The 24,305-nt window shown below is 67.2% G+C and carries 18 protein-coding genes; 16 read left to right on the top strand and 2 right to left on the bottom strand.

All coding sequences use genetic code 11. The features are described from left to right. Positions 1-58: 58 nt before the first annotated feature. Positions 59-436 carry an SMI1/KNR4 family protein gene (locus KIK15_RS12515; protein WP_214244942.1) on the top strand — a complete coding sequence of 126 codons (378 nt, stop codon included), beginning with the start codon at positions 59-61 and terminating at the stop codon, positions 434-436. A 192-nt stretch (positions 437-628) separates the two neighbouring features. Here KIK15_RS12515 and KIK15_RS12510 read toward each other — a convergent pair whose 3' ends face one another. After that, positions 629-979 (bottom strand): hypothetical protein, encoded by a 351-nt coding sequence (locus KIK15_RS12510; RefSeq protein ID WP_214244940.1) that lies wholly within the window; start codon positions 977-979, stop codon positions 629-631. A gap of 245 nt (positions 980-1,224) precedes the next feature. Continuing rightward, complete coding sequence (locus tag KIK15_RS12505) at positions 1,225-1,881, bottom strand: DUF305 domain-containing protein (protein ID WP_214244938.1); 657 nt, start codon at positions 1,879-1,881, stop codon at positions 1,225-1,227. 121 nt (positions 1,882-2,002) lie between these two features. Between KIK15_RS12505 and KIK15_RS12500 the strand changes: the two genes are divergently transcribed. From KIK15_RS12500 to pks13, 15 genes are all read left to right on the top strand, one after another. Continuing rightward, a complete protein-coding gene (locus KIK15_RS12500) occupies positions 2,003-2,716 on the top strand; it encodes a response regulator transcription factor (RefSeq protein WP_214244937.1) in 714 nt (237 codons plus the stop codon). Next, complete coding sequence (locus KIK15_RS12495; protein WP_214244935.1) at positions 2,713-3,861, top strand: cell wall metabolism sensor histidine kinase WalK; 1,149 nt, start codon at positions 2,713-2,715, stop codon at positions 3,859-3,861. The genes KIK15_RS12500 and KIK15_RS12495 overlap by 4 nt, the downstream gene beginning before the upstream one ends. A 6-nt stretch (positions 3,862-3,867) precedes the next feature. Next, complete coding sequence (gene glf, locus KIK15_RS12490; RefSeq protein WP_214244933.1) at positions 3,868-5,061, top strand: UDP-galactopyranose mutase; 1,194 nt, start codon at positions 3,868-3,870, stop codon at positions 5,059-5,061. Positions 5,062-5,063: 2 nt separating this feature from the next. Beyond that, positions 5,064-6,995 carry a glycosyltransferase gene (locus KIK15_RS12485; protein WP_250324574.1) on the top strand — a complete coding sequence of 644 codons (1,932 nt, stop codon included), beginning with the start codon at positions 5,064-5,066 and terminating at the stop codon, positions 6,993-6,995. Continuing rightward, positions 6,976-7,590 (top strand): phosphatase PAP2 family protein, encoded by a 615-nt coding sequence (locus KIK15_RS12480; protein ID WP_214244931.1) that lies wholly within the window; start codon positions 6,976-6,978, stop codon positions 7,588-7,590. Before KIK15_RS12485 ends, KIK15_RS12480 begins: the two co-directional genes overlap by 20 nt. After that, positions 7,587-8,510, top strand: a complete 924-nt coding sequence (locus tag KIK15_RS12475; protein ID WP_214244929.1) for a decaprenyl-phosphate phosphoribosyltransferase — start codon at positions 7,587-7,589, stop codon at positions 8,508-8,510. The genes KIK15_RS12480 and KIK15_RS12475 overlap by 4 nt, the downstream gene beginning before the upstream one ends. A 25-nt stretch (positions 8,511-8,535) precedes the next feature. Next, complete coding sequence (gene zomB, locus KIK15_RS12470) at positions 8,536-10,452, top strand: flagellar motor control protein ZomB (protein WP_307851871.1); 1,917 nt, start codon at positions 8,536-8,538, stop codon at positions 10,450-10,452. A 420-nt stretch (positions 10,453-10,872) separates the two neighbouring features. Then, positions 10,873-11,757: an alpha/beta hydrolase family protein gene (locus tag KIK15_RS12465; protein ID WP_250324621.1), complete on the top strand. Its 885-nt coding sequence runs from the start codon at positions 10,873-10,875 to the stop codon at positions 11,755-11,757. A gap of 71 nt (positions 11,758-11,828) precedes the next feature. Continuing rightward, complete coding sequence (locus KIK15_RS12460; protein ID WP_214245321.1) at positions 11,829-12,029, top strand: hypothetical protein; 201 nt, start codon at positions 11,829-11,831, stop codon at positions 12,027-12,029. Then, entirely contained in the window at positions 12,023-13,975 is a 1,953-nt protein-coding gene (locus KIK15_RS12455; protein WP_374222851.1) for an alpha/beta hydrolase-fold protein, read from the top strand. Before KIK15_RS12460 ends, KIK15_RS12455 begins: the two co-directional genes overlap by 7 nt. Positions 13,976-14,084: 109 nt before the next feature. Next, positions 14,085-14,648, top strand: coding sequence for a DUF732 domain-containing protein (locus KIK15_RS12450; protein WP_214244925.1), 564 nt, complete (start codon positions 14,085-14,087; stop codon positions 14,646-14,648). Between the two features lie 10 nt (positions 14,649-14,658). Beyond that, on the top strand, positions 14,659-15,636 hold the full coding sequence (locus KIK15_RS12445; protein ID WP_214244923.1) for a cutinase family protein: 978 nt from the start codon (positions 14,659-14,661) through the stop codon (positions 15,634-15,636). A gap of 227 nt (positions 15,637-15,863) precedes the next feature. Next, positions 15,864-16,868 carry a TIGR03621 family F420-dependent LLM class oxidoreductase gene (locus KIK15_RS12440; RefSeq protein ID WP_214244921.1) on the top strand — a complete coding sequence of 335 codons (1,005 nt, stop codon included), beginning with the start codon at positions 15,864-15,866 and terminating at the stop codon, positions 16,866-16,868. 294 nt (positions 16,869-17,162) lie between these two features. Further along, positions 17,163-19,058 carry a long-chain-fatty-acid--AMP ligase FadD32 gene (gene fadD32, locus KIK15_RS12435; protein ID WP_214244919.1) on the top strand — a complete coding sequence of 632 codons (1,896 nt, stop codon included), beginning with the start codon at positions 17,163-17,165 and terminating at the stop codon, positions 19,056-19,058. A gap of 11 nt (positions 19,059-19,069) precedes the next feature. Next, the gene (gene pks13, locus KIK15_RS12430) at positions 19,070-24,301 is read left to right on the top strand and encodes a polyketide synthase Pks13 (RefSeq protein WP_214244917.1); all 5,232 of its coding nucleotides are present in this window, start codon (positions 19,070-19,072) and stop codon (positions 24,299-24,301) included. Positions 24,302-24,305 lie beyond the last annotated feature (4 nt).

Here is a 24,305-nt window from a genome sequence, read left to right as displayed (position 1 = left end):
GCGCAAGCCTGCCGTAGCCAGCTGCTTCTTTACCTCACTCACATGGGTGTAGATTTTGATGAACATAGATTCGATCCTAAATATCGGGGCCAGCAGGCAGCCATCCTCGCAGGAAGAAATAAGCAACTTAGAGCGCAAGGTAACGGTTCCTGACTCCTTGCTAGCCCTGTATGGTCAAACAGATGGCTTCATGATGCCATCTGGAGTCAATGTGTATGGCGTATCCGACATCATAGAGAGAAACACTACCTTTGAACTGCACATATACAGTCCTGGGTACATCTTGATCGGGGATGATAGTGGTGGACGCGGTTTCCTTCTGAACCAAGATGAGGGCGACAGTTCAGTGTATAGCTCTGACCTGGCAGATTTGGATCCGTCAGATTTTGAAGTAGAGGCGGACAGCGTTGAACAATGGTTATCGTCACTACAATAGGGCGTCCGATAACATAGGTATTCCCATTGAATTGCCCACCTCGCACACCCCTGGGCTTCGCGTCCCTGCATCTGTTAACCGATGCCATAGAAGCGCACCTGCCAGCACAAAACGCTCAGGTCGGACTCAGGAGCTGGTGGAATCAGAGGTTGGTGCGTGAGGTCGTCACGGGCGTGGTGTCCCCTGTTCGTTCTACTCGTTGGATTCGCACCAGCCCGCCACGGCGGCGGCCAGCGCCTCATCTGTACCGACACCCAGAGCGGCCGTTGTGCTCCTGAAGCTATCCACTATATCGAGCGGCACGTTTCCTCTGAGCTCGACCTTGTTCGTCTTATAGGCATTAGGCGCAGAGGCCAACGCCACTCGTTCTATTTCGCACTCTTCGAACAGCTCTTGGTAATGATGCTGCAATGGTTGCATTCGCTGGCCCGGCTCGAACCACTTGAGTCGCTGACACTTCTTCTGCTTCGAGCTAGCGATACCGCCGTTGTGGGCGTAGTCGTTTCGAAGTATAGCCAAATCGCGCATCAGAGCCGAGCGCACCGCACGTTCTGCGCAACCATGGACCTACGCAGTCTTCGTCTCAGTATCGACTAGGTGCTCACTTTTTCACATTAGCCGACGCGTTACGGCGGTCGGCATTCCGACACTCCGTCATGGTGCCTCATCGACTGATGGCCGGTGGTGCCACTCCACTTGGCCGTATCGAATACATGCTCTGTTCTGGCGGGACGGACGGGACGCGTAGTGGCCCGGCGAGTCCGCTTCGACGAACACCACTGCCAGGTCTACACCTGGGTGAGCAACTGCTTCATCGTCTCGATCTCGCGCTGCTGTGTGGCCACGATCGCTTCTGCCAACCCCTTCGCGGCGGCGTCTTTGCCGTTGCGGATCTCGTTCTGTGCCATGGGTATTGCACCGGCGTGGTGCTCGATCATCTGGTTCAAGAACAGCTTCGCGGCATCGGCACCCTGCGCAGACTGAAGGCGTTTCATGTCGTCGGCGGACATCATCCCTGACATCGAGGACCCAGCGGCCAATCCATGGTCCATCGATCCGTGGCTCATGGAACCGTCAGCCATCGACATGCCCGAGCCGGTGGAGACTCCCCATGACGACGCCCACTGCTTCATGGTCGCGATCTCCGGAGCCTGGGCAGCCGTGATCTCCTGCGCCAGCACCACCACCCGGGAGTCGATGCCGGACTTCGCGAGCAGCACATTCGACATCGCCACAGCCTGCTCATGGTGCGGGATCATCATCTGCACAAACATCGTGTCGGCGGCGTTGTGCGACTCGGTCGAGGTCGATGACGAGCTCGCGGGCGTCGACACGTCGTTGGACGAGCTCCCGCAGCCTCCGACCGCGATGGTCGCGCCGACGGCGAGAGCGGTCATCGACAGCGCTGCGCGTCGGACAAGGTGTGGACGACGGTTCTGACTCATGTCACCGATGATCGGCACTAGGTGTCGAGGTCTGATCGACAGATGATGGAGATTCGATGGAGATCCTTGAACCAACGCGATCCGCTCGACAGACCGGCGTCGCTTTGGCGAGGATGTCGGCATGGCTGTCGACGAGGCCGGCGCGGCCCTTCGTGCCCTGGTGGTCGAGGACGAGATGGACCTCGCCCAGATCGTCGTCTCGTACCTCGACAGAGCTGGCTTCGACGTAGAGCACGTCATCGATGGTCTCGTCGCGGTTGAACGAGCCCGTGTGATTGACCCTCGGGTCGTGGTGCTGGATCTCGGCCTGCCCAGTCTCGACGGCATCGAGGTGTGCCGACGGCTGCGAACCTTCTCCGATGCTTACGTCGTGATGCTCACCGCGCGCTCGGATGAGGTCGACACCCTGGTCGGACTCGGGGTCGGCGCGGACGACTATGTCACCAAGCCCTTCTCACCCCGCGAACTGACCGCACGCGTGCAGGCGATGCTGCGACGGCCTCGCGTGGAACAGGAGGGTCGGCCCCAGAACATCCTTCAGATCGGCGATCTGCTCATCGATCTCGACGCGCGCGAGGTTCATGTCGCCGGGGCTGCGATCCATCTGACGCGAACTGAATTCGACGTGCTCGCCGCGCTCGCGGCCCGACCGAGTGCCGTGCTCAGTCGCCAGCAGCTGATCGACGACGTCTGGGGCCTCGGATGGGTTGGCGACCCGCACCTGATCGACACTCACGTCGGACATCTGCGCCGCAAACTCGGCGACGACGCCGCGGTGGGCCGCTACATTCGCACCGCCCGCGGCGTCGGGTATCGGATGGGAGCGGGTCGATGAGCAGAAACCGTGGCGCTGGTCTCGGTTTCGCCCGTCGGCTACTCCTCGCGCAGAGTGCGGTGGTGATAGCCGGAGCCGTCACGGCGGCGGTGATCGCAGCGCTGATCGCGCCGGGCCTGTTCCACCAGCACCTTTTGGAGGCGGGCGTCGCGAATCTTCCGATGGGCGTGGAGCACGCCGATCGGGCGTTCACGTCAGCGCTGGCAGTGTCGCTGGGCGTGGCATTACTCGTCGCCGTCGTGTTGAGCCTTGGTGTGGCGTGGTGGTTCACACGCCGCATCCAGCGGTCTATTGCCGCAGTCGCGTCGACGACCGCCGATATGGCCGAAGGGCGCCCCGACACCCGGGTCGGACCGTCCGGACTGGGCGCGGACTTCGATCGTCTCGGTGAGTCGATCAACGTGCTGTGCGAGCGGCTCGCCGCGACCGACAGTGTGCGGCGACGGTTGATGTCGGACCTCGCCCACGAGATGCGCACCCCGGTTGCGACCATCACCGCGCAAGTCGAGGCGATCGAGGACGGGGTGCGGGACCCCGATGCCCAGACGCTGCAGACGATCCGGGCCGCGGCCGGCCGTCTGCATCGGCTGGCTGCGGACCTCGGGGCGGTGTCGACGGCCGACGAGCAGGTTGTGCTCACGGTCCAACCGGTGTCTGTGCGCAAGGTCGTCGACGACGCGGTGGCGCTTGCGTGTCCGCACGGCGCCGATGCGGACGTCGAGCTTGCTGTCGACGACGTCGTCGACATCGACGTCTTCGTGGACGTCGACCGCATAGGTCAGATCCTCTGCGTCCTCCTCGACAACGCGATCCGTCACACCCCGTCGGGGGGAACGGTCCGGATCGACGCGACCACGGCAGGAGGGGGTATCGACATCGTCGTCTCCGACACCGGTGACGGGATTGCCGCTGAGGACCTCCATCACGTCTTCGACCGCTTCTATCGTGGCGACTCCGCCCGCAGCAGCACCACCGGAGGCAGTGGCATCGGTCTGACCATCGCCCGCTCGCTTGCGCACGCACACGGTGGCTCACTGACCGCAACCACCGACGGTCCGGGTTGCGGGGCAACCTTCACACTCCACCTGCCTCGGGCCACTCGCAGACGAGCCGGACCGAGGGCCTTATCAAGTCCGTTACGCTGAACCCTCGTGGCAGACGAAACGCGCTATGACCTGATCGTCGTGGGTTCGGGGTTCTTCGGGCTCACCATCGCCGAGCGGGCCGCCTCGCAGCTGGGCAAGAAGGTGCTGGTCCTCGACCGGCGCCACCACCTCGGCGGCAACGCCTACTCCGAACCCGAGCCCACCACCGGCATCGAGATCCACAAGTACGGTGCGCACCTGTTCCACACCTCCAACAAAAAGGTGTGGGACTACGTCAACCAGTTCACCGACTTCACCGACTACCAACACCGCGTGTACGCGATGTACCAGGGTCAGGCCTACCAGTTCCCGATGGGTCTCGGTCTGGTCAGCCAGTTCTTCGGCCGCTACTTCAGCCCCGAGCAGGCGCGTGCGCTCATCGCCGAGCAGGCCAGCGAGATCAAGACCGAGGACGCCACCAACCTCGAAGAAAAAGCAATCAGCCTCATCGGTCGCCCCCTGTACGAGGCGTTCGTCAAGCACTACACCGCCAAGCAGTGGCAGACCGACCCCAAGGAACTGCCCGCAGGCAACATCACCCGGCTGCCGGTCCGCTACAACTTCGACAACCGCTACTTCAACGACACCTACGAGGGCCTGCCCGTCGACGGCTACACCGCCTGGTTGCAGAACATGGCCGCCCACGAACTGATCGACGTGCGCCTGGACACCGACTTCTTCGACGTGCGCGCTGAGCTGACCGCGGCCAGCCCTGAGGCGCCCATCGTCTACACCGGACCGCTGGACCGCTACTTCGACTTCGCTGAAGGTGAACTCGGTTGGCGCACACTCGACTTCGAGACCGAGGTGCTGGAGACCGGGGATTTCCAAGGCACCCCGGTGATGAACTACAACGACGCCGACGTCCCGTTCACGCGCATCCACGAGTTCCGCCACTTCCACCCCGAGCGTGACTACCCGGGCGACAAGACGGTGATCATGCGCGAGTTCAGTCGGTTCGCCGAGACCGGCGACGAGCCGTACTACCCGATCAACACCCCCGACGACCGGGCCAAGCTCGCCGCGTACCGCGAGCGGGCCAAAGCCGAGACCGCACAGCACAAGGTGCTCTTCGGTGGACGGCTGGGCACCTATCAGTACCTCGACATGCACATGGCCATCGCCAGTGCGTTGACGATGTTCGACAACACGCTGGCGCCGCACCTGAGTTCTGGTGCCCCGCTGGTTGATTCGGAGTGACGATGACTTCTGTGACCGCGCGTGAGCTCTCCGCCGACGGCATCTCCGATAGCGCCCAGACCCTGCTGCAGCGGGTCATCTTCCCGCGCTTGGGCGAACCGCTGGACGTGCGCGCCCTCTACCTCGTCGAGTCGAAGACCAACAGCCGCCGCGCCCACGCACCCACCCGCACCTCGGTGCTGCTGGGTGCCGAGTCGGAGGTGAGCTTCGAGAGCTACTTCAACGCCTTCGCCGCCTCGTACTGGCGGCGCTGGTCGATCCTGACCAGCGTGGTGCTGCGGGTGGAGGTGGTGGGTACCTGCCGCGTGGACGTGTACCGCTCCAAGATCGACGGCTCGCGTATCGCCATCGGCGGCGACCTGGTGGCCACCGACGAGAACAACCGGGGCGCAATCGAATTCGAGCTGGACCTGGGTCCCTTCGAGGACGGCGGGTGGATCTGGTTCGACGTCACCACCGATACCGCCGTCGAGATCGTCGCCGCCGGCTGGTACGCCCCCATCGCGGTGCCCAGCGGGCCCGACACCAAGCGGGTCACCGTGGGCATCCCCACCTTCAACCGACCCGGCGATGCGGTGGCCGCGTTGGCCGCCCTGGCCTCTGATCCGTTGGTGGACAGCGTGATCGATGCGGTGATCATGCCCGACCAGGGCACCAAGAAGGTGCGTGACGAGCCCGGATTCGATTCTGCCGCAGCTGCTCTGGGCGAGCGTCTGCACATCTTCGACCAGGGCAACCTCGGCGGCTCCGGCGGCTACAGCCGCATCATGTACGAGGCGCTGCGGCTGACCGACAGCCCCTACATCCTGTTCATGGACGACGACATCGCCATCGAACCCGACTCCATCCTGCGTGCGCTGGCGCTGTCCCGGTTCGCCCGCGACCCGATGCTGGTCGGCGGGCAGATGCTCAACCTGCAGGAACGCAGCCACCTGCACTCGATGGGTGAGGCCATCAACTGGGACACCTTCATGTGGACCTCGGCGCCGTTCGTCACCTACGACCACGACTTCTCCAAGTATCCGCTGCGCGACACCAAGCACTCCAAGGACCTGCACCGCCGCATCGACGTCGACGGCAACGGCTGGTGGATGTGCATGATCCCCCGGCAGTGCGCGCAGGAGATCGGTCTGCCCATGCCGCTGTTCATCAAGTGGGACGACTGGGAGTTCGCGTTGCGCGCACGCAAGGCCGGCTACCCCACGGTGACCATGCCCGGGGTGGCCATCTGGCACATGGCGTGGAGCGACAAGGACGACGCCATCGACTGGCAGGCCTACTTCCACCTGCGCAACCGGTTGGTGGTGGCCGCCATCCACCAGGACCGCTCGCACCGGGGGATGGTCCAGTCCTCGATCAAGGCGTTGGTCAAACACCTGCTGTGCCTGGAGTATTCGACGGTGGCCATCCAGATCGAGGCCATCCGTGACTTCCTGGCCGGCCCCGAGCACCTGCCCGAGCTGTTGCCGACGGCGCTGCCGAAGGTGATCGCGATGCGCAAGCAGTACCCCGACGCGGTGGTGCTGGCCTCGGCCACCGAGCTGCCCCGGACCACTGGCGCGGCAACACATCTGGGCCGCAAGATTCCGCTGAACCCGCTGACCAAGGCCAAGGTGCTGGCCCAGGTGGCGGTGAACAACCTGCGCCCGGCCGACCCTCGCCACCACCAGGTACCCCAGGCCAACTTCCCGCCCATCGAGGCGCGGTGGTTCTCCCTGGGCCGGGTGGACGGGGTGACCGTCACCACCGCCGACGGTCGCGGGGTGGTCTACCGGCAACGCGACCGCGACAAGGCGGCCGCCCTGCTCAAGGAGTCGCTGGCCCTGCACAAGCGGCTCAACGACGAATTTCCCGCTCTGCGTGAGCGATACCGTGCCGCCGCGCCCGAACTGACCAGCAAGGAGAGTTGGGCCCGTGTCTTCGGAATCGACTGAGGCGGTCACCGCACGCAGCCCGCGCGAGGCCCAGGCGTTGGTGACCATCCAGCGGGCGGTCGGTCACCGCGCCGGGGTGTTGCCCAGCGCACGGGGACTCTCACACCTCGGTGAGCACGCCGGCGGATGGTTGGCCGCCGCCGCCGCAGGCACCGTGGTGGCCGCGATCCGCGGCGACTCCGCCGCCCAGGCCCGCTGGGTGCAGGCGGGGTTGGGCATCTTCGTCGCCCACGCCGCCTCGGTGGCCGTCAAGCGCGTGGTGCGTCGTCCGCGACCCCACGACGAGCGCATCGCCATCGGGGTGGGCACCCCCAGCAAGCTGAGCTTCCCGTCCAGCCACGCCACCTCCACCACCGCCGCGGCCGTGCTGCTCGGGCGGGCCGCCGGACTGCCGCCTGCGGTGTTGCCGCTGCTGCTGGTGCCGCCGATGGCGGCGTCGCGGCTGGTCCTGGGCGTGCATTATCCGACCGACGTGGTGGCCGGCGCCATCTTGGGTGCGGCCACCGCAGCGGTCACCACCCGCAGTGAGAGACTGACCTCGCCGGTCACCTCGAGAGTGTCGAGGGTGACCGGCGCGAGCAGGGGAGAGCGATGAGCGAGGAGCCGGTCGAGACGGCCGTCAAAGGGCCGCCGAAGAATCTGGTGTCCGGTCTGATCAAGGCGGTACGTCCGCGACAGTGGGTGAAGAACGCCCTCGTGCTCGCCGGACCCCTGGCCGCAGGCAAGATCGACGACGTCGAGGTGCTCGGCCGCGCCGGCATCGCGTTCCTCGCCTTCTGCATGGCCGCCTCCTGCATTTACCTGGTCAACGACGCCCTCGACGTCGAGGCCGACCGGGCCCACCCCACCAAACGGTTCCGTCCCATCGCCGCCGGTGTGGTGCCGCGCAACCTGGCGTTCGGGTTGGCCGTGGTGCTGGGCGCCGGTTCCATCGGGGTGTCGTTCGTGGCCAACTGGCACACCGCGCTGGTCATCGCCATTTATCTGGCCATCCAGCTGGCCTACTGCTTCGGCCTCAAGCACCAAGCGGTGCTCGACATCTGCATCGTGTCCTCGGGATTCCTGCTGCGCGCCATCGCCGGTGGCGTGGCCGCCGAACTGCCCAAGGGTCTGTCGCAGTGGTTCCTGCTGGTGATGGCGTTCGGTTCGCTGTTCATGGCCGCAGGCAAGCGTTATGCCGAACTACAGCTGGCCGAGCGCACCGGCGCCAAGATCCGCAAGTCGCTGGAGTACTACACGACCACCTACCTGCGGTTCGTGTGGACGTTGTCGGCCACCGCGGTGGTCCTCTGTTACGGGCTGTGGGCCTTCGACAAGGACGCCGGGCACAGCAACAACGTCTGGTATGCGGTGTCGATGGTGCCGTTCACTGTCGCGATCTTGCGCTATGCCGTCGACGTCGACGGAGGTCAGGCCGGTGAACCCGAAGAGATCGCCCTCGGTGACCGGGTTCTGCAGGTCCTCGCTGTCGCCTGGCTAGTATGCGTTGGTGTCGCGGTCTACATCGTCAGCTGAAGCTGACCTCACCGATCGCATCCCCGTGACCCGGCCGACCGCCGAGTCGGGGCCGCCGCGGTGGACCCGGGCTGTCCCGGCCGTCACCTTCTCGGTGTCGGCGCTGGTCGTGGCGGCGCTGTTCGCCAACGGCGCCTGGCAGCGGCGGTGGATCGCCGACGACGGCCTGATCGTGCTGCGGACCGTACGCAACCTGCTGGCCGGCAACGGCCCGGTGTTCAACGAGGGTGAGCGGGTGGAGGCCAACACCTCCACCGCCTGGACCTACCTCATCTGGTTCTGGAGTTGGTTGACCGGCGGCCAGGTGGAGTACGTGGTGCTGTGGATCGCGCTGGTGCTCTCGGTGACGGCGGTGCCGCTGGCCATGTGGGGGACGATGCGGATGTTGGGTGTCTCGCTGCGATCTGCGGCGGCCACCCCCACCGTGGTGCTGCCGCTGGGTGCGCTGGTCTACATCGCCCTGCCGCCCGCGCGTGACTTTGCCACCAGCGGGCTGGAGGTGTCGTTGTGCATCTTTTGGGTGGCGACACTGTGGTGGCAGGTGGCGGGGTGGAGTCGGCGGGGACCGCTGCGCACCCGCGCCGACGTCGCCGCGTTGTTGGCGCTGGCCTTCACCGGTGGCCTGGCCCCGCTGGTCCGCCCCGAACTCGCCATCGTCGGTGCCCTGGTGTTGGCGCTGGTGGTGGTGACCGAGATGTCGTGGCGGCTGCGGACCGCGTTCGTCGCGACGGCCGCGGTGCTGCCGCTGGGCTATCAGATCTTCCGGATGGGCTACTACGGGCTGCTGGTGCCCAACACCGCGGTGGCCAAGGACGCCACCGGATCCAAGTGGCAACAGGGCTTCACCTATCTGGGCAACATGTTCAGTCCCTACACGCTGGCGCTGCCGCTGATCGTGGCGGTCGTTGCGGCACTGTCGATCTGGTTGCTTCGCCGCCGAGGATCCGCCCCTGACACCAGCGGCGCCCAGCCTGCTCGCGTTGGACGTTGGGCGGCTGGGCGGGCCCGTCTGCAGACACCGGCCGCGGTCACCACGGTGATGCTGCTCGGCGGTCTGATCGAGGTGCTCTACTGGCTGCGCCAGGGCGGCGACTTCATGCACTCGCGGGTGCTGCTGGTCCCACTGTTCATTCTGTTGCTGCCGGTGATGATCATCCCGCTGGTGGTCCCCGAGTCGATCCGGCGCCCCGATCCGGCCCAATTGCTGGGCGCAGCAAGCGCATTGGCGTTCTTCGTGATCACCGCCATCTGGGCCATCGGCACCTCGCACTCGGCGGGTATGCGCGACGGCACCGAGATCGGCCGCAGTGGGATCGTCGACGAGCGTCGCTATTACATACAGAACCTCGGCGTCACCCACCCCATCACCGCCCAGGACTACCTCAACTATCCGCGGATGCGGGCGATGGTCGACGAGATCGAGCAGCGCCGTGACGGCGGGGTGTTGTTGCCCTCGGCCGACTACGACAAGTGGAACTTCATCAAGTTGGCCGGCCCCCGGGTGCCCGGTACGCCCCCAGAGTTGACTGTCTTCTTCCTCAACCTCGGCATGACCAGCATGAACGCGCCGCTGAACGTTCGGGTGGTGGATCAGATGGGCCTGGCGTATCCGATCGCCTCACACACCGAGCGCCTCGAGGACGCCCGGATCGGCCACGACAAGGACCTCCCCGGGGAATGGGTGGTCGCAGAATCCGGTGGCATCACCACCCGCCCGCTGCTGCCGCTGTTCCTCGACCCGGAGTGGGCGCGCGACGCCGGGGAGGCCCTGACCTGCCCGCAGACCCGTGACCTCATCGCCTCCTACAAGGCGCCGCTCACCCTCACGCGCTTCCGCAACAACCTGCGGCAGTCGTTCGACTTCACCAGCTACCGCATCGAGCGGGTGCCTCGCTACGAGTTGATGCGGTGTCGTCTGCCGCTGGGCCCACCCATCCCCTGAACGAGGTTCGGTAACGCTCTGGCCCCGGGCACCGATATACACGAAACCCTTGAAATGGGCAGGTCATCTGGCCAGATGCACGCAATGTGTGACAGTTCGCGAGGAATTGTCAGACCGTGGCCCATCGCATAGGCTCCGTTCGGCGCTCACAACGGTCGACAGCCGTCTGTGACGAGCACGGGGGTTCGAGCCGAGCCGGGTCTGCCACGTCGGTGTGTCCACGCCGCCACTGGCCGACCATGACTGACCGAATGCGCAAGTGTTCGGCATGGACATCTAGAGAGAGAGCGACACTCGATGCGAGTTACGACACCGGAGACCCGGTCGACAACCCTGCACCCCCCGGTTTCGGGATCGACCTCCCCGGCAGCTCGCCTGGTCGTACTCCTGGTCGCCGTGGCCGGTGTGCTCGGCCTGGTGATGGGTTCGGGTGCGGCATCGGCCGCACCTGCGCGTGTCGTGTTCACCCAGTCGTTCATCGACGGCTGCGGCATGCCGCCGGTCAAGGTGCGCATGTGGGTCAAGGCGGGCAACTACAAGACCGTCATCGCGCTGGACGGTCTGCGTGCCACCAACGACGTCAGCGGGTGGGAGCACAACACCCGCATCCAGGACATGGCCAACTCCGGCGTCAACGTCGTCGAGCCGGTCGGCGGTCTGGCCAGCTTCTACAGCGACTGGAATGCACCCAGCAACTTCAACAACCAGCCCTACCGCTACCGGTGGAGCTGCGCGATCAACCAGCGGCTCATCCCGTTCCTCGACAGCAAGCGGCTCGCGGTGGGGCCGGCCGGAAAGTACGCCATCATGGGCATCTCCATGGGCGGCAACTCGGCGATGATCATCGGCGCCAATAACCCGCGCATCTCGCACATGTTCTCCATGTCGGGCTACCTGAACCTCTCGGCGCCCGGTATGCGTGAAGCCATCCGCATCGCGCTGCTCGACGCGGGTATCCAGGCCGGTGTCGGACCGTTCAACTCCGACTCGATGTGGGGCCCGCCCACCAGCGTGCGCTGGCTGGACAACGATCCCTTCGTGCAGATCGGCAAGATGCGCGGCAAGAAGGTGCGCGTGGCCTCGGGCAGCGGCATCCCCGGTCCGTACCCGACCGACCCGCTCGGCTTCATCCAGGGTGCGCCGCTCGAAGCGTTGTCGCTGGCCCAGTCGCGGGCCTTCCAGGTGCAGGCGTTGGTCAACAACGTTCAGATCACCTCGGACTTCCCGGCGGTCGGCCTGCACGCCTGGGGCTACTGGCGCGACATGGTGTGGCGCGCGAAGGATCAGGGCTGGTTCCGCGACTGATCTGCGGGTGGGCGACCACCGCGTGAGTCACAATCGCCTCACGAGTCACAAAATTTCACACCGTTAACAGTGTGGCACCGCCACATCGCGACGCCCTCCGTGTAGACCTCTACGCGGAGGGTGTTTCGCATCAGGGCGAGACGCCGGTGGTGGCGGCGTGGTTCGCCGGCGTGACGAAGGGCAGCGGTCGATGCGGTGGTGCCAAGGTGGCCGAGTGGGTGGCCGAGCGGGTCGCGGAGCGCGAACGGCCGGTGTCGGTGCGACGGTGCTGATCACCGTGGCCGCGATCGGTCTTCTCACCACCAGCGGCGCCGGCGCCGAGCCGGCCGCGCCCAGCGGGCCCCCCGCACCCCCAGCCGCATCGGCACCGCCAGCCGCATCGGCACCGCCAGCCGCGTCAGCACCGGCCGCGTCGGCGCCCGATCAAGCTGCCGCCGACCAACCCCCCGCCGCGACGCCCTCGGCGGCGACACCGCCGGTGGCCCCCGCGCCCGTCGGCCTGGCCCCCGTCGCCGGGGTTCGCGTGACCAACACGTTCTGGTACTCCGATCGCCGAGTGGCCATCTGGGTGTACTCGCCGGCCATGGGTCGCAACATCCAGGTGCAGCTGCTGCTGGCGCGTGACTGGAATCAGGCTCCGAGCGAACGGTTCGCCCAGCTCTACCTGCTGGACGGATTGCGGGCCCGCGACGACGCCAACGGTTGGACGGTCAACACCGACATCGAGGCGTTCGCCAAGGACAAGAACATCACCATGGTGTTGCCGGTGGGCGGGGAGTCCAGCTTCTACACCGACTGGAAGCAGCCCGACAACGGTAAGACCTACGCCTGGGAGACCTTCCTGACCCGCGAGCTGCCGCCGGTGCTGGCCGCCCAGTGGCGGGCCACCGACGTGCGCGGGGTGGCGGGGCTGTCGATGGGCGGCAGCGCGGCGATGATGCTGGCGGCTCGCAACCCCGGCTTCTTCCGGTTCGCGGCGTCGTACTCGGGCATCCTGCAGCTCAGCTCGTTCGGCATGCCGCAGGCGGTGCAGTTCGCGATCAACGATGCCGGTGGCTACGACTCGGCCAAGATGTTCGGTCCGCCCACCGACCCGGCCTGGAAGGACCACGACCCGTATCTGTTGGCCGACCGACTGCGTGGGGTCAGCCTCTACATCTCCTCGGGCAACGGGCTGCCCGGCCAGTACGACACCCCCTCGGACATCCCGTACCTGGCCACCAACTACGCGGGGGTGGGCCTCGAGGTGCTCTCGCGGGTCACCTCCACCCAGTTCGCCTCCAAGCTCAGCCAGCTCGGGGTGCCCGCGCAGGCGGTCTACCGGCCCTCGGGCACCCACACCTGGGAGTACTGGCAGTTCGAACTGCACCAGTCGTGGCCGCAGCTGGCACGGGCTCTGGGTATCGCCGCCGACGTACCCAAGTGCGGGGTGGGTGGCGCCATCAAGGCGCTGGTGGCCAAGCGGCGTGACCTCGGTGGCTGCCTCACCCCGGAGTACCCGGTCAGTGGGGGTCGCGCGCAGGACTTCCGCGGCGGACGGGTCTTCTACTCCACCGCCACCGGTGCGCACGCGGTGTCCGGGGCCATCGGCGGTGCCTACGTGGCCGCCAACGGGCCGGCCGGCTATCTCGGGTTCCCCATCAGCGACGAACTCGGCGCTCCCGACCGGCGCGGCCGGCTGACCAAGTTCCAGCGCGGCTACATCTATTGGACGCGGCCCACCGGCGCCCACGCGGTCGTCGGGGCCATCCTCGCCGACTGGGCCCGATCCGGATACGAGCGCGGACCGCTGGGGTATCCCACCGGCGACGAGGTGGACACCCCCAACGGCAAGGGTCGAGTGCAGGGATTCGCCATCGGCGCGTACTACTTCACGCCCGCCACCGGCGCACATGCGGTGCAGGGCAAGATCTTCGAGAAGTACGGCAAGACCGGGTTCGAAGGTGGGGTTCTCGGGTTCCCCACCTCCAACGAGTCGGGAGCCGCGCGGGGCGGCCGCTACACGCGGTTCGAGGGCGGCAACATCTACTGGCTGCCCAGTCGAGGCGCGGTGGCGCTTCCGGCCGGTCCCATCTTCGACGCCTGGGCCTCGGTCGGGTTCGAAGGCGGCAAGCTCGGGTATCCGATCACCGATCAGTTCGGTGTCACCGGCGGTAATCGGGTCAACTTCGAACGCGGCTACATCGAGGCGGTCAACGGGACCGTCACGATCCACTGACCATCGGATTGTGCTCCCGCTCAGGTCGCTTCGGTAGCCTGGCCGGGTTCGAGCCCCGGGTGCGCTGCCACCGCAGCCGTCCCGGGGCGATCACCCACCAGGAAGTGACATGAGTCGACACCGCATCGCGATCGCCACCACGGTTCTCGGGCTGGCGCTGCTGGCCGGCGCGACCACGGCCTGCGGCAGCAGTGATTCCACCGCCAGCTCGTCGGATTCGTCCACCACGACGACCGCCACGACGGCGACGGCCGGGCCCTCGACGTCGGGGGCAACCTCAGCTGCGCCCACCGGGTCGGCACCGGCCACACCGCAGGCGCCGGCCGATCAGGGCGATGCGGGCAGCGGGTTACCTGCCACTGCGCCCAACGCCAAGACCACCGCGCCGTCGAACTTCCCCGGTGGCGCCAAGCCGCCCGCGCCGGGCAGCAAGGGCGAGGCCTTCTTGGCCGCGTTGAAGAGGGCCGGTGTCACCATCGCCAACGACCCGGACAACTCGATTGCCCTGGGAGCGGCCAACATCGTGTGCGGCACCGGTGGTCAGGCACCCGACCCGGCGCAGGTGAAGACCATCGTCACCGCGATCGTCGGCTCGGGCACCACCGACACCGCCGCGGCTGCGGCCACCGCCGACAAAGTGATCGCCGCCGCGAACGCCACCTACTGCAAGTGATCGCCGCCTGATGACCCGATCCCGCCGTCCCCGCCGCAAGGTGGTGCTGTGGGGACTTTTCGGTGTGCTGGCCCTGGCGATCATCGCCATCATCCTGGTGGTGATCCTGGTGATCGCACTGCTGCAACCCACCCCGCCGCGACCGGGTCCGGCCGCGCCGGGGCAGTCCAGCGCCCAGCGCCCCCGCACCCAACCCGCCGACTGCGCCGACGTGTCGGTGGTGGTGGTCCCGGGTTCGTTCGAGTCGGCCTCCGACGACGACCCCTACAACCCGCGTGCCAATCCGAATGCGTTGCTGCTCAGGATTTCTCGTCCGCTGGCTCAGGCCTTCGACAACTCCCGCGCCGACGTCTACACGGTGCCGTACGCCGCGTCCTTCCGAAATCCCACCAACCTCGACGACAAGACCCGCGACTACAACGACTCCCGCGCCGAGGGCACCGCACGCGTACGCGCACGCATCACCGAGGTCAACCAGCGCTGCCCGCTCACCGGGTTCGTGCTGCTGGGCTTCTCGCAGGGAGCGGTGATCGCCGGCGACGTCGCATCGTCGATCGGTAACGACAAAGGTCCGGTGGCCGCAGATCTGGTCCTGGGGGTGGGCCTGATCGCCGACGGCCGTCGCCAGCCCGGGGAGGCGATCGACGTGGCCCCGTCCCCACCCGGGGTGGGGGCAGAGGTGTCCCTGGGCGGGCTGGGGACGCTGGTGCCGGGGATCGCGATGACCGGATCGCGGCCGGGTGCGTTCGGGTCGTTGCGCTCGCGCACGGTCAGCATCTGCGCGGCAGGCGACCTGATCTGCGACGCGCCGACCATCCTCAACCCGTTCGATGCGGTCGGCAAGCTGCTGGGGGCGATCAACAACCCGATCCATGCGCTCTACGGCACCACCCGCTACTGGCAGTCCGACGGTGCTTCTGCCACCCGATGGTTGTTCGGGTGGTCGCGGTCGGTGGTCGATCGAGCTCCGCGACCCCCTCACAACTGAGTGCAGGGGTGGCTGTGCCCCACTCCAATTCGTTCGAATCGGACAACTCGGTCGGCGAATCGTCGGGTTTGGGTGTCACTGGCAGCACCAGTATCGTGTGCACGTCGCGCTGGTAGGAGCTGCGTTCCACCGCAGATTCCACCGTCCGGCGCGCCGGGTCGGGCAAGACGTCTCTTGTCGGCCGAACGATCGATAGCCTTCCACCCGGGGGCCGAGGAGAAGAGCCGATGACAACCGACCCAGACGCGCGGACGGGTGGCCTGCGCCCGTTCCGTTTCGCCGCGGGCGGCGAGGGCAATCGGGACGAGGGTGGCGCACGTAAGTTCGTCGCGTTGGCCCAGCGTGCGCAGGAGTACGGCTACGACACGTTCGCCGTCCCCGACCACATCGAGAACCAGGTGGGACCGCTGGCCGCGCTGGGTGCGTTGAGCCAGGCCACCTCGACCATCCGGCTGGCCACCACAACGCTGGCCGCCGGCCTACGTCACCCGGTCGTGGTGGCCAAGGAGGCCACCACCATCGACGTGTTGTCCAAGGGGCGACTGGAGTTCGGCATCGGCGCCTCGTGGCTGGCCGAGGACTTCGCCGCCGCGGGTATCCCGTTCGGCACCCCGGGGCAACGGTTGCGTCAGCTCGACGAGGCGGTGACCATCCTCGACGTGCTGCTGCGCGGCCAGGAGTGCACCTTCTCCGGCGAGTTCTACGACGTGAAAGGCGTCGTCGGCACGCCACGGCCGCGTCAGGGTCCACGGCCACCGATCCAGATCGGGGCGGGGGGTCCGAAGATGCTGGAGCTCGCGGCCAAGCACGCCGACATCATCTCGGTGGCCACCGGGTCCACCCCGGACGGCAAGTTGAAGCTCTCGGACATGCGGATGGACAAGACCATCGAGCGGGTCGACCGTATCCGGCAGGCGGCCGGTGAGCGGTTCGACGACATCGAGTTGGGCTGGACCATCGCGACCATCCTCATCACCGAGGACCGCATCTCCACCGCAGAGATGGTGATCGGGGCCATCGACAGTGGCTTCCCGCCGAACGTGGCCAAGGACACCGACATCACCGTCGACGACATCCTCGAGTCGCCCTACATCATGTGCGGGACGTTCGAGGAGATCGCCGAGCAGGTCCGGACCGTGCGCGAACGCACCACCATGTCCTACGTCGGGGTGTTTCCCACCCAGATGGACGCCTTCGCTCCGGTGATCCCGATCCTGCGGGAGGCCGAGTGACGTGCACGGCGGCGCCGCTCGGGCGGCCGTTACGATACCGTCAGCGTGCTGAGCAGCTGAACCCGCCAGTGGGGAGTCGGGACAGGCCCCGCTGGAGTGAGCAGTGGTCTGCGGTGCACGCGGGCGCGGGGGTTCGTCGGGGGCGACACCTTCGACTGTCTTCGTCGAACTCACCGGGAGCCAGGGGCTGCCCTCTCGGGTGTGAGGACCTCGGTGCGGCCAGAAATGTCGATGTGGACCCTACGTACGGGTCGCGAGCGAACAGGCGGGTGCAACATGCCTACAGGAGTGCTGATGAAGCGGTCGATTGAGGACTTCTTCGACGAGTTCGGGAACCTGCAACTCTCGCCGGAGGACACCCTGGTCGCGTACGTGGAGCGCAACATCCACGAGCGCGCCGACACCCTGGCGTATCGGTATCTCGACTACAGCCGCGAGCGTGACGGCGAGCCCATCGAGCTGACCTGGGCCGAGTTCGGCAAACGGCTGCGGGCCATCGCCGCCCGCCTGCAGCAGGTGACCACCAAGGGCGACCGGGTGGCCATCTTGGCACCGCAGTCGCTGGAGTACGTGATCGGCTTCTTCGGGGCCCTGTTCGCGGGCAACATCGCGGTGCCGCTGTTCTCCCCCGACGAGCCCGGTCACACCGACCGGTTGCACGCGGTGCTGGGAGACTGCACCCCGACGGTCATCCTCACCGCCACCAAGTCGGCCGAGGCGGTGCGTGACTTCTTCAAGCCGCTGCCCGCCAAGGAACGTCCGCGCGTGATCGCCGTCGACGCCGTGCCCGATTCGGTGGGCGATACCTGGGTGCGTCCCGAGCTGGCCCTCGAGGACACCGCCTACCTGCAGTACACCTCGGGGTCCACCCGTACCCCGGCCGGCGTGGAGATCACCTACGGCGGCGTGTGCGCCAACGCGCTGCAGATGATCGACGCGATCGAGCTCAACGAGGACTCGCGGGGCGTCACCTGGCTGCCGCTGTTCCACGACATGGGTCTGCTCACGGTGATCCTGCCGGCGTTGGGCGGGTCCTACATCACCATCATGAGTCCGGCCGCCTTCGTCCGGCGGCCCGGTCGCTGGATCAGCGAGCTGGCTGCGGAGTCCGACGGCGCGGGGACCTTCGCCGCCGCCCCGAACTTCGCGTTCGAGCACGCCGCCACCCGAGGTCTGCCCAAGGAGGGTGAGCACCTCGACCTCAGCAACGTCATCGGTCTGATCAACGGCAGCGAGCCGGTCACCGTCAGCTCGATGAACAAGTTCAACGCCGCCTTCGCGCCCTACGGACTGTCGCCGACGACCATCAAGCCGTCCTACGGCATGGCCGAGGCAACGCTGTTCGTGTCGTCGACCAAACGCGACCGCGCGGCCAAGGTCATCTACGTCGACCGGGCCGACCTCAACGCCGGCAAGTTCACCCTGGTCGACGCCGACACCCCCGGCGCGGTGGCGCAGGTGTCGTGCGGGCAGGTGGCCAACTCGCAGTGGGCTGCCATCGTCGACAGCGAGACCGCCACCGAGCAGCCCGACGGGCACGTCGGCGAGATCTGGCTCAACGGGATCAACCTGGGCCGCGGCTACTTCGGCCGCGAGGCCGAGACCCGCGCGACGTTCCTCAACACCCTGGCTCATCCGCTGCCTCAGGGCAGCCACGCCGAGGGCGCGCTGTTCCCCGATCGTTGGCTGCGTACCGGCGACTACGGGGTGTGGCTGGACGGGGAACTGTATGTGACCGGTCGGGTGAAGGACCTCGTCATCGTCGACGGCCGCAATCACTACCCGCAGGACCTCGAGTTCAGTGCTCAGGAGTCGAGTACGGCGCTGCGCCCGGGGTTCGTGGCCGCGTTCTCGGTGCCGGCCAACCGGTTGCCCGCTGAGGTGTTCGCCGCGTCCAGTGGCCTCACCTACGACGCCGACGACAGCTCCGAGCAGCTGGTCATCGTGGCCGAACGCAACGCGGGCAAGAAGGTCGACCCGACCGAGGTGGTCGACGTGGTGCGCGCCAGCATCGCTTCGCGCCACGGTGTGATGGCTCGCGATGTGCTGCTGGTCCCCGCCGGGTCCATCCCGCGGACCTCCAGCGGCAAGATCGCCCACTCCGCCTGCAAGAACGCCTACATCGACGGCACCCTGCGCGGCGGATACACCCAGACGGCGTTCCCTGATGCGCCCGACGGCAACCAATAGTCTGGATTGAGATGTCTGAACTGAATATCGCGGGAACCGACGGGGAGACCGCCGGGGAGCTGACCGTCGCCGAGCTGCGCGACTGGTTGCGGGAGTGGGTGTCGGCCGCCACCGGCCTGCCCGTGGAGCAGATCTCCGACGATCGCCCGATGGAGGAGTTCGGCCTGGCTTCCCGCGATGCGGTGTCCATGGCCGCCGACATCGAGGACAAGACCGGCGTGGTGCTCACGGCCACGGTGGCCTACCAGCACCCGACCATCGCCTCGTTGGCCAAACGCATCATCGAGGGCGACCCGGACGCCGGTACCGACGCCGACGACGACGCGCTGTTCTACGCCCGTGATCGCTCCGCCGACGACGACATCGCGATCGTCGGTCTGGCCACCCGGTTCCCCAAGGCCGGCTACACGCCCGAATCCACCTGGGACATGCTGATCAACGGGCGCGACGGCATCTCCGATCTGCCCGAGGACCGGTGGACCGAGTTCAAGGCCGAGCCGCGCATGGCGCAGGTCCTGGCCGAGTCGAACCTGCACGGCGGCTACCTCGACGACGTGACCACCTTCGACGCCGACTTCTTCCAGATGTCGCCGCGCGAGGTGGAGATGGTCGACCCGCAGCAGCGTCTGGCCCTCGAGTTGACCTGGGAGGCACTGGAACACGCGCACATCCCGCCCAGCGATCTCAAGGGCGCCGAGGTGGGGGTGTTCATCGGCAGCTCGACCAACGACTACCAGATGCTGGCCGTCTCCGACCCCGAGGCGATGGGCGACACCGCTGCCTACGCGTTGACCGGCACCTCCACGTCCATCGTGGCCAACCGCGTCTCGTACTACTTCGACTTCCACGGTCCGTCGGTGGCGGTGGACACCGCGTGTTCGTCGTCGCTGGTGGCCGTGCACCAGGCGGTGCGCAGCCTGCGGTCCGGTGAGAGCGACGTCGCCATCGCCGGCGGCGTGAACATGCTGCTCACCCCGGTGGCCACGCTGGGCTTCGATCGCATCGGGGTGCAGTCCAAAGATGGTCGTATCAAAGCGTTCTCGGCCGATGCCGACGGCATGATCCGCGCCGAGGGTGGTGGCCTGGTGGTGCTCAAGCGGGTGGCTGATGCCCGCCGCGACGGCGACACCATGCTGGCTGTCATCGCCGGGTCTGCGGTCAACTCCGACGGTCGCTCCAACGGGCTGCCCGCGCCCAATCCCGAGGCGCAGGTGAAGGTGCTGCGCACCGCCTACCGCGACGCCGGGATCGACCCGCGCACCGTGGACTACATCGAGGCGCACGGCACCGGCACCATCCTGGGTGATCCGATCGAGGCCGACGCGCTGGGCCGCGTGGTGGGCAAGGGTCGCGACGCCGACAAGCCGGCCCTGCTGGGGTCGGCGAAGACCAACTTCGGGCACCTCGAGGCCGGCGCTGGTGCGGCCGGGCTGATCAAGCTGGTGCTGTCGATGCGCAACGACAAGTTGCCGCCATCGCTGAACTACTCCGCCCCCAACCCCTACATCCAGTTCGAGGCCACCAATCTGAAGGTGATCCCCGAGGCCACTGATTGGCCGCGCTACAGCGGGCATGCCGTGGCCGGTGTGTCGGGCAACGGGTTCGGTGGCACCAATGCCCACGTGGTGGTGCGGGAGGTGACCCCGGCTGACCTCGATCCTGCTGCGGCCCAGCATGTTCCGGCTGTTTCGGGTGCTGCCGATCTCGATGCTGCCGATCTGACGCACTCGTCGGCCGATCGTGCCGATCTCGACGCCGACATCGACGACGAGGACTTCCTGACCGAGGCCGAGAAGGCCGCGATGGGGTTGCTCGGTACCTCCGCGACCGCGGCTGCCGGCAGCGATGCCGATCCCGAGCCTGATCCGCTGGCCGGCTACGCACCCTGTGCCGCGCCGGGAATGGTTGTGCCACTGGTCATCTCAGGTTTCCTGCCGTCGCGTCGCCGCAAGGCGGCCGCCGACCTCGTCGAGTGGCTCGACAGCGACGCCGGCCGCGCCACGCCGCTGGTCGACATCGGTCGGGCGTTGGCGCACCGCAACCACGGACGTACCCGCTCGGTGGTCATGGCCCACGACCATGACGAGGCGCTGACCGGGATGCGTGCGGTCGCCGAGGGCAAGAAGAGCCCGCTGGTGTTCAGTTGTGACACACCCGATCCCGCCTCCGCGGTGTGGTTGCTGTCGGGTTTCGGTTCCCAGCACCGCAAGATGGCCAAGCAGCTCTACACGGAGAACGCGGTGTTCGCCCAGGCGCTGGACCGGGTGGACTCCTACGTGCAGAACGAGCTGGGCTACTCGATCGTGGAGATGTTCGGAGACGACGAGCAGACCTACGGCATCGAGACCGCACAGGTCGGCATCTACAGCATCCAGGTGGCGCTGTATGAGTTGCTGCGGTTCCACGGCGCGCAACCCGGTGTGCTGGTCCCACATTCGATGGGGGAGGCCTCGGCCGCCTACATCAGCGGTGGCCTGTCGTTGGAGGACGCCACCCGGGTCATCTGTCAGCGCTCGCGGCTGATGGGTGAGGGTGAGGCAGGTCTGTCCGGCGACGACATCCGCCTGATGGCACTGGTGGAGTACTCCGCCGACGACATCACCGAGGTGCTGACCGACTACCCCGACCTGGAGATCTGCGTCTACGCCGCACCCACCCACACGGTGATCGGCGGCCCGGAGGCGCAGGTTGACGCGATCGTCGCCCGCGCCGAGGCCGAGGGCAAGTTGGGTCGCAAATTGGCGACCAAGGGCGCCAGCCACACCTCTCAAATGGATCCGCTGCTGGGCGAGCTGGCCTACGAGCTGACCGGCATCGAACCGTTGAGCCCGAAGGTGGGGTTCTACAGCTCGATCGACCGGGAGACGTTCTACCGTCCCGGTGGCGAGCCGGTCCACACCATCGACTACTTCACCAAGGGGCTGCGCCACAGCGTGTGGTTCTCCCAGGCCATCGCCAAGGCGGTGGAGAACGGGCACCGCACCTTCATCGAGCTCTCGCCCAACCCGGCGGTGCTCATCTCGGTGGCCGCGGTCGCCTTCGGTGCCGGCCTGCACGACGCTGAGCTGATCGAGACGCTGCGTCGCAAGGAAGACGAGAGCGTCGGCGTGGTCACCGCGTTGATGAAGCTCTACACCCGCGGCCACGCGGTGGACGTGGCGTCGCTGTTCGGCGCAGGCGACTACGCCGACATCCCGCGAACCCGCTTTGAACGCAAACGGTTCTGGATGCGCGCCACCATCGGTGGCGGATCGGGGACCGGCCGGGTGCCCGGCTCACACGTGGCCCTGCCCGACGGTCGTCACGCCTGGGAGGTGTCGGCGGCCGCGGTCACCGATCTGCGTGAACTCGCACGCACCGCGGCAGGTTCGGTGCTCGACGACGTTCGCGTCGGGGCGGTGGAGACCAGCGGTCCGGTGCCGGAGTCGGGCACGCTGACCACCACCCTCACCCCCCATCCCGGTGGCGCCTCGGTGCAGATACACGCCCACGCCGCCGGCGGCGGGTTCACGGTATTGGCCACCGCTGTGGTCACCGCGGCGACGTCGGGCGGTCCGGCCGCTGCGGGTGACACCGCGAGCGAGGGGGCCGGGGACGCCGAGCAGCCGTCGGCGTTCGTCGACCCCACCGTCATCACCGACCCCGAGATCATCGACGAGATCGGTGCACGTTGGGACCCCGACAGCGGCCAGACCGTCGAGGAGCGGGTGGCGCTGATCGTGGCCGAGTCCATGGGGTATGACCCCGAGGACCTGCCGCGGGAGATCCCGCTCATCGAGTTGGGGTTGGACTCGCTGATGGCGATGCGGATCAAGAACCGCGTGGAGTACGAGTTCGACATCCCGCAGCTGCAGCTGCAGGCGATGCGTGAGGCCGCGCTGCACGATGTGGTCAGGTTCGTCACCTACGCCGTGGAGAACCGCGATCAGGTGGCCGCGTTGGCCGCTGATCCCGCTGCCGCCGAGATCGACACCGCCGCACTGGCCAAGCTGATCGACGAGGCCCCCCCAGCCCCGCCTACCCCAGCCGAACCCACCCCAGCCCCGCCCACCCCGGCCGAGACGCAGCCTGCACCGGCTCGCGGCGAGTCGACGCCGACTACTGCGGAGCCGACCGATCAAGCGTCCATGGCCACCGCCGCCGGAGTGGATCTGCCTCCCCGCGATGCCGCCGAGCGGCTCACCTTCGGGGTGTGGGCTGTGGTCACCGGACAGTCCGCGGGCGGCATCTTCAATCCTCTGCCCGTTCTCGACCAGAAGACCGCAGAGCAGCTCACCGCGCGGCTGTGTGAGCGCACCGGCGGCACCGTGGACATCGAGGACGTCCTCGATTCGCACACCATCGAGGAGCTTGCGGTCTACGTGCGTGAGCAACTCGAGAGCAGCACCGTCGACGGGTTCGTCCGGTGGCTGCGCAGGGTCGAGGGTTCCGACAAGGCGCCGCTGCTGGTGTTCCATCCCGCGGGTGGATCGAGTTCGTCCTACGAGCCCCTGCTCAAGCGGCTGCCCGCTGACCAGCCGGTCATCGGGTTCGAGCGGGTGGAGGGCACAGTGGCCGAGCGGGTGGAGCAATACCTGCCCAAGCTGCGCGAATACGTGCCGCACGGACCGTATGTCTTGGCGGGATGGTCGCTGGGTGGTGCGTTGGCCTACGGGTGTGCGCAACGGCTGCGTGAGCTCGGCGAGGAGGTCGACCTGGTGGCTCTCATCGACGTGGTCCGTCCCAGCGATGACGAGCCCGAGACCATCGAGGGCAAACGTGACCGCATGACCCGTTACCTCAACTACGCCAAGACTCGGTACGGCCTCGAGGATGTGCCCATCCCGGTCGAGCGGCTGGTGGCCGCCGACGACGACGGACAGTTCAGGATCATCATGGAGTTCCTGTCGATGAGCAATGCCGCCATTCCGGCCGGGATCATCGAGCACACCCGCACCTCGTTCCTGGACAACCGCGCACTGGCCACGGTGGTGCCCTCCCGCTACGACGGTTCGGTGGTGCTCTACCGCGCCGACAAGATGCACGACGACGCCATCGAACTGGAACCGAAGTACGCCGACATCGCCCCGGACGGACGGTGGGGCGAGGTGGTCGATGACCTCGAGGTGGTCTACATCGGCGGCGACCACCTGTCGATCATCGACGAGCCCTACATCGGCGTGGTCGGTGCCGACCTGACCCGACGGTTGGCCCAGGCACAGCAGCGCCGCAGCGTGACAGCTACCGCAGACAGCGAGGAGTGAGTCA

Origin of the sequence: Williamsia sp. CHRR-6 (assembly GCF_018474015.1) — a bacterium.
Taxonomy (GTDB): Bacteria; Actinomycetota; Actinomycetes; order Mycobacteriales; family Mycobacteriaceae; genus Williamsia_A.
This window is presented reverse-complemented; position numbering and strand designations above follow the sequence as displayed.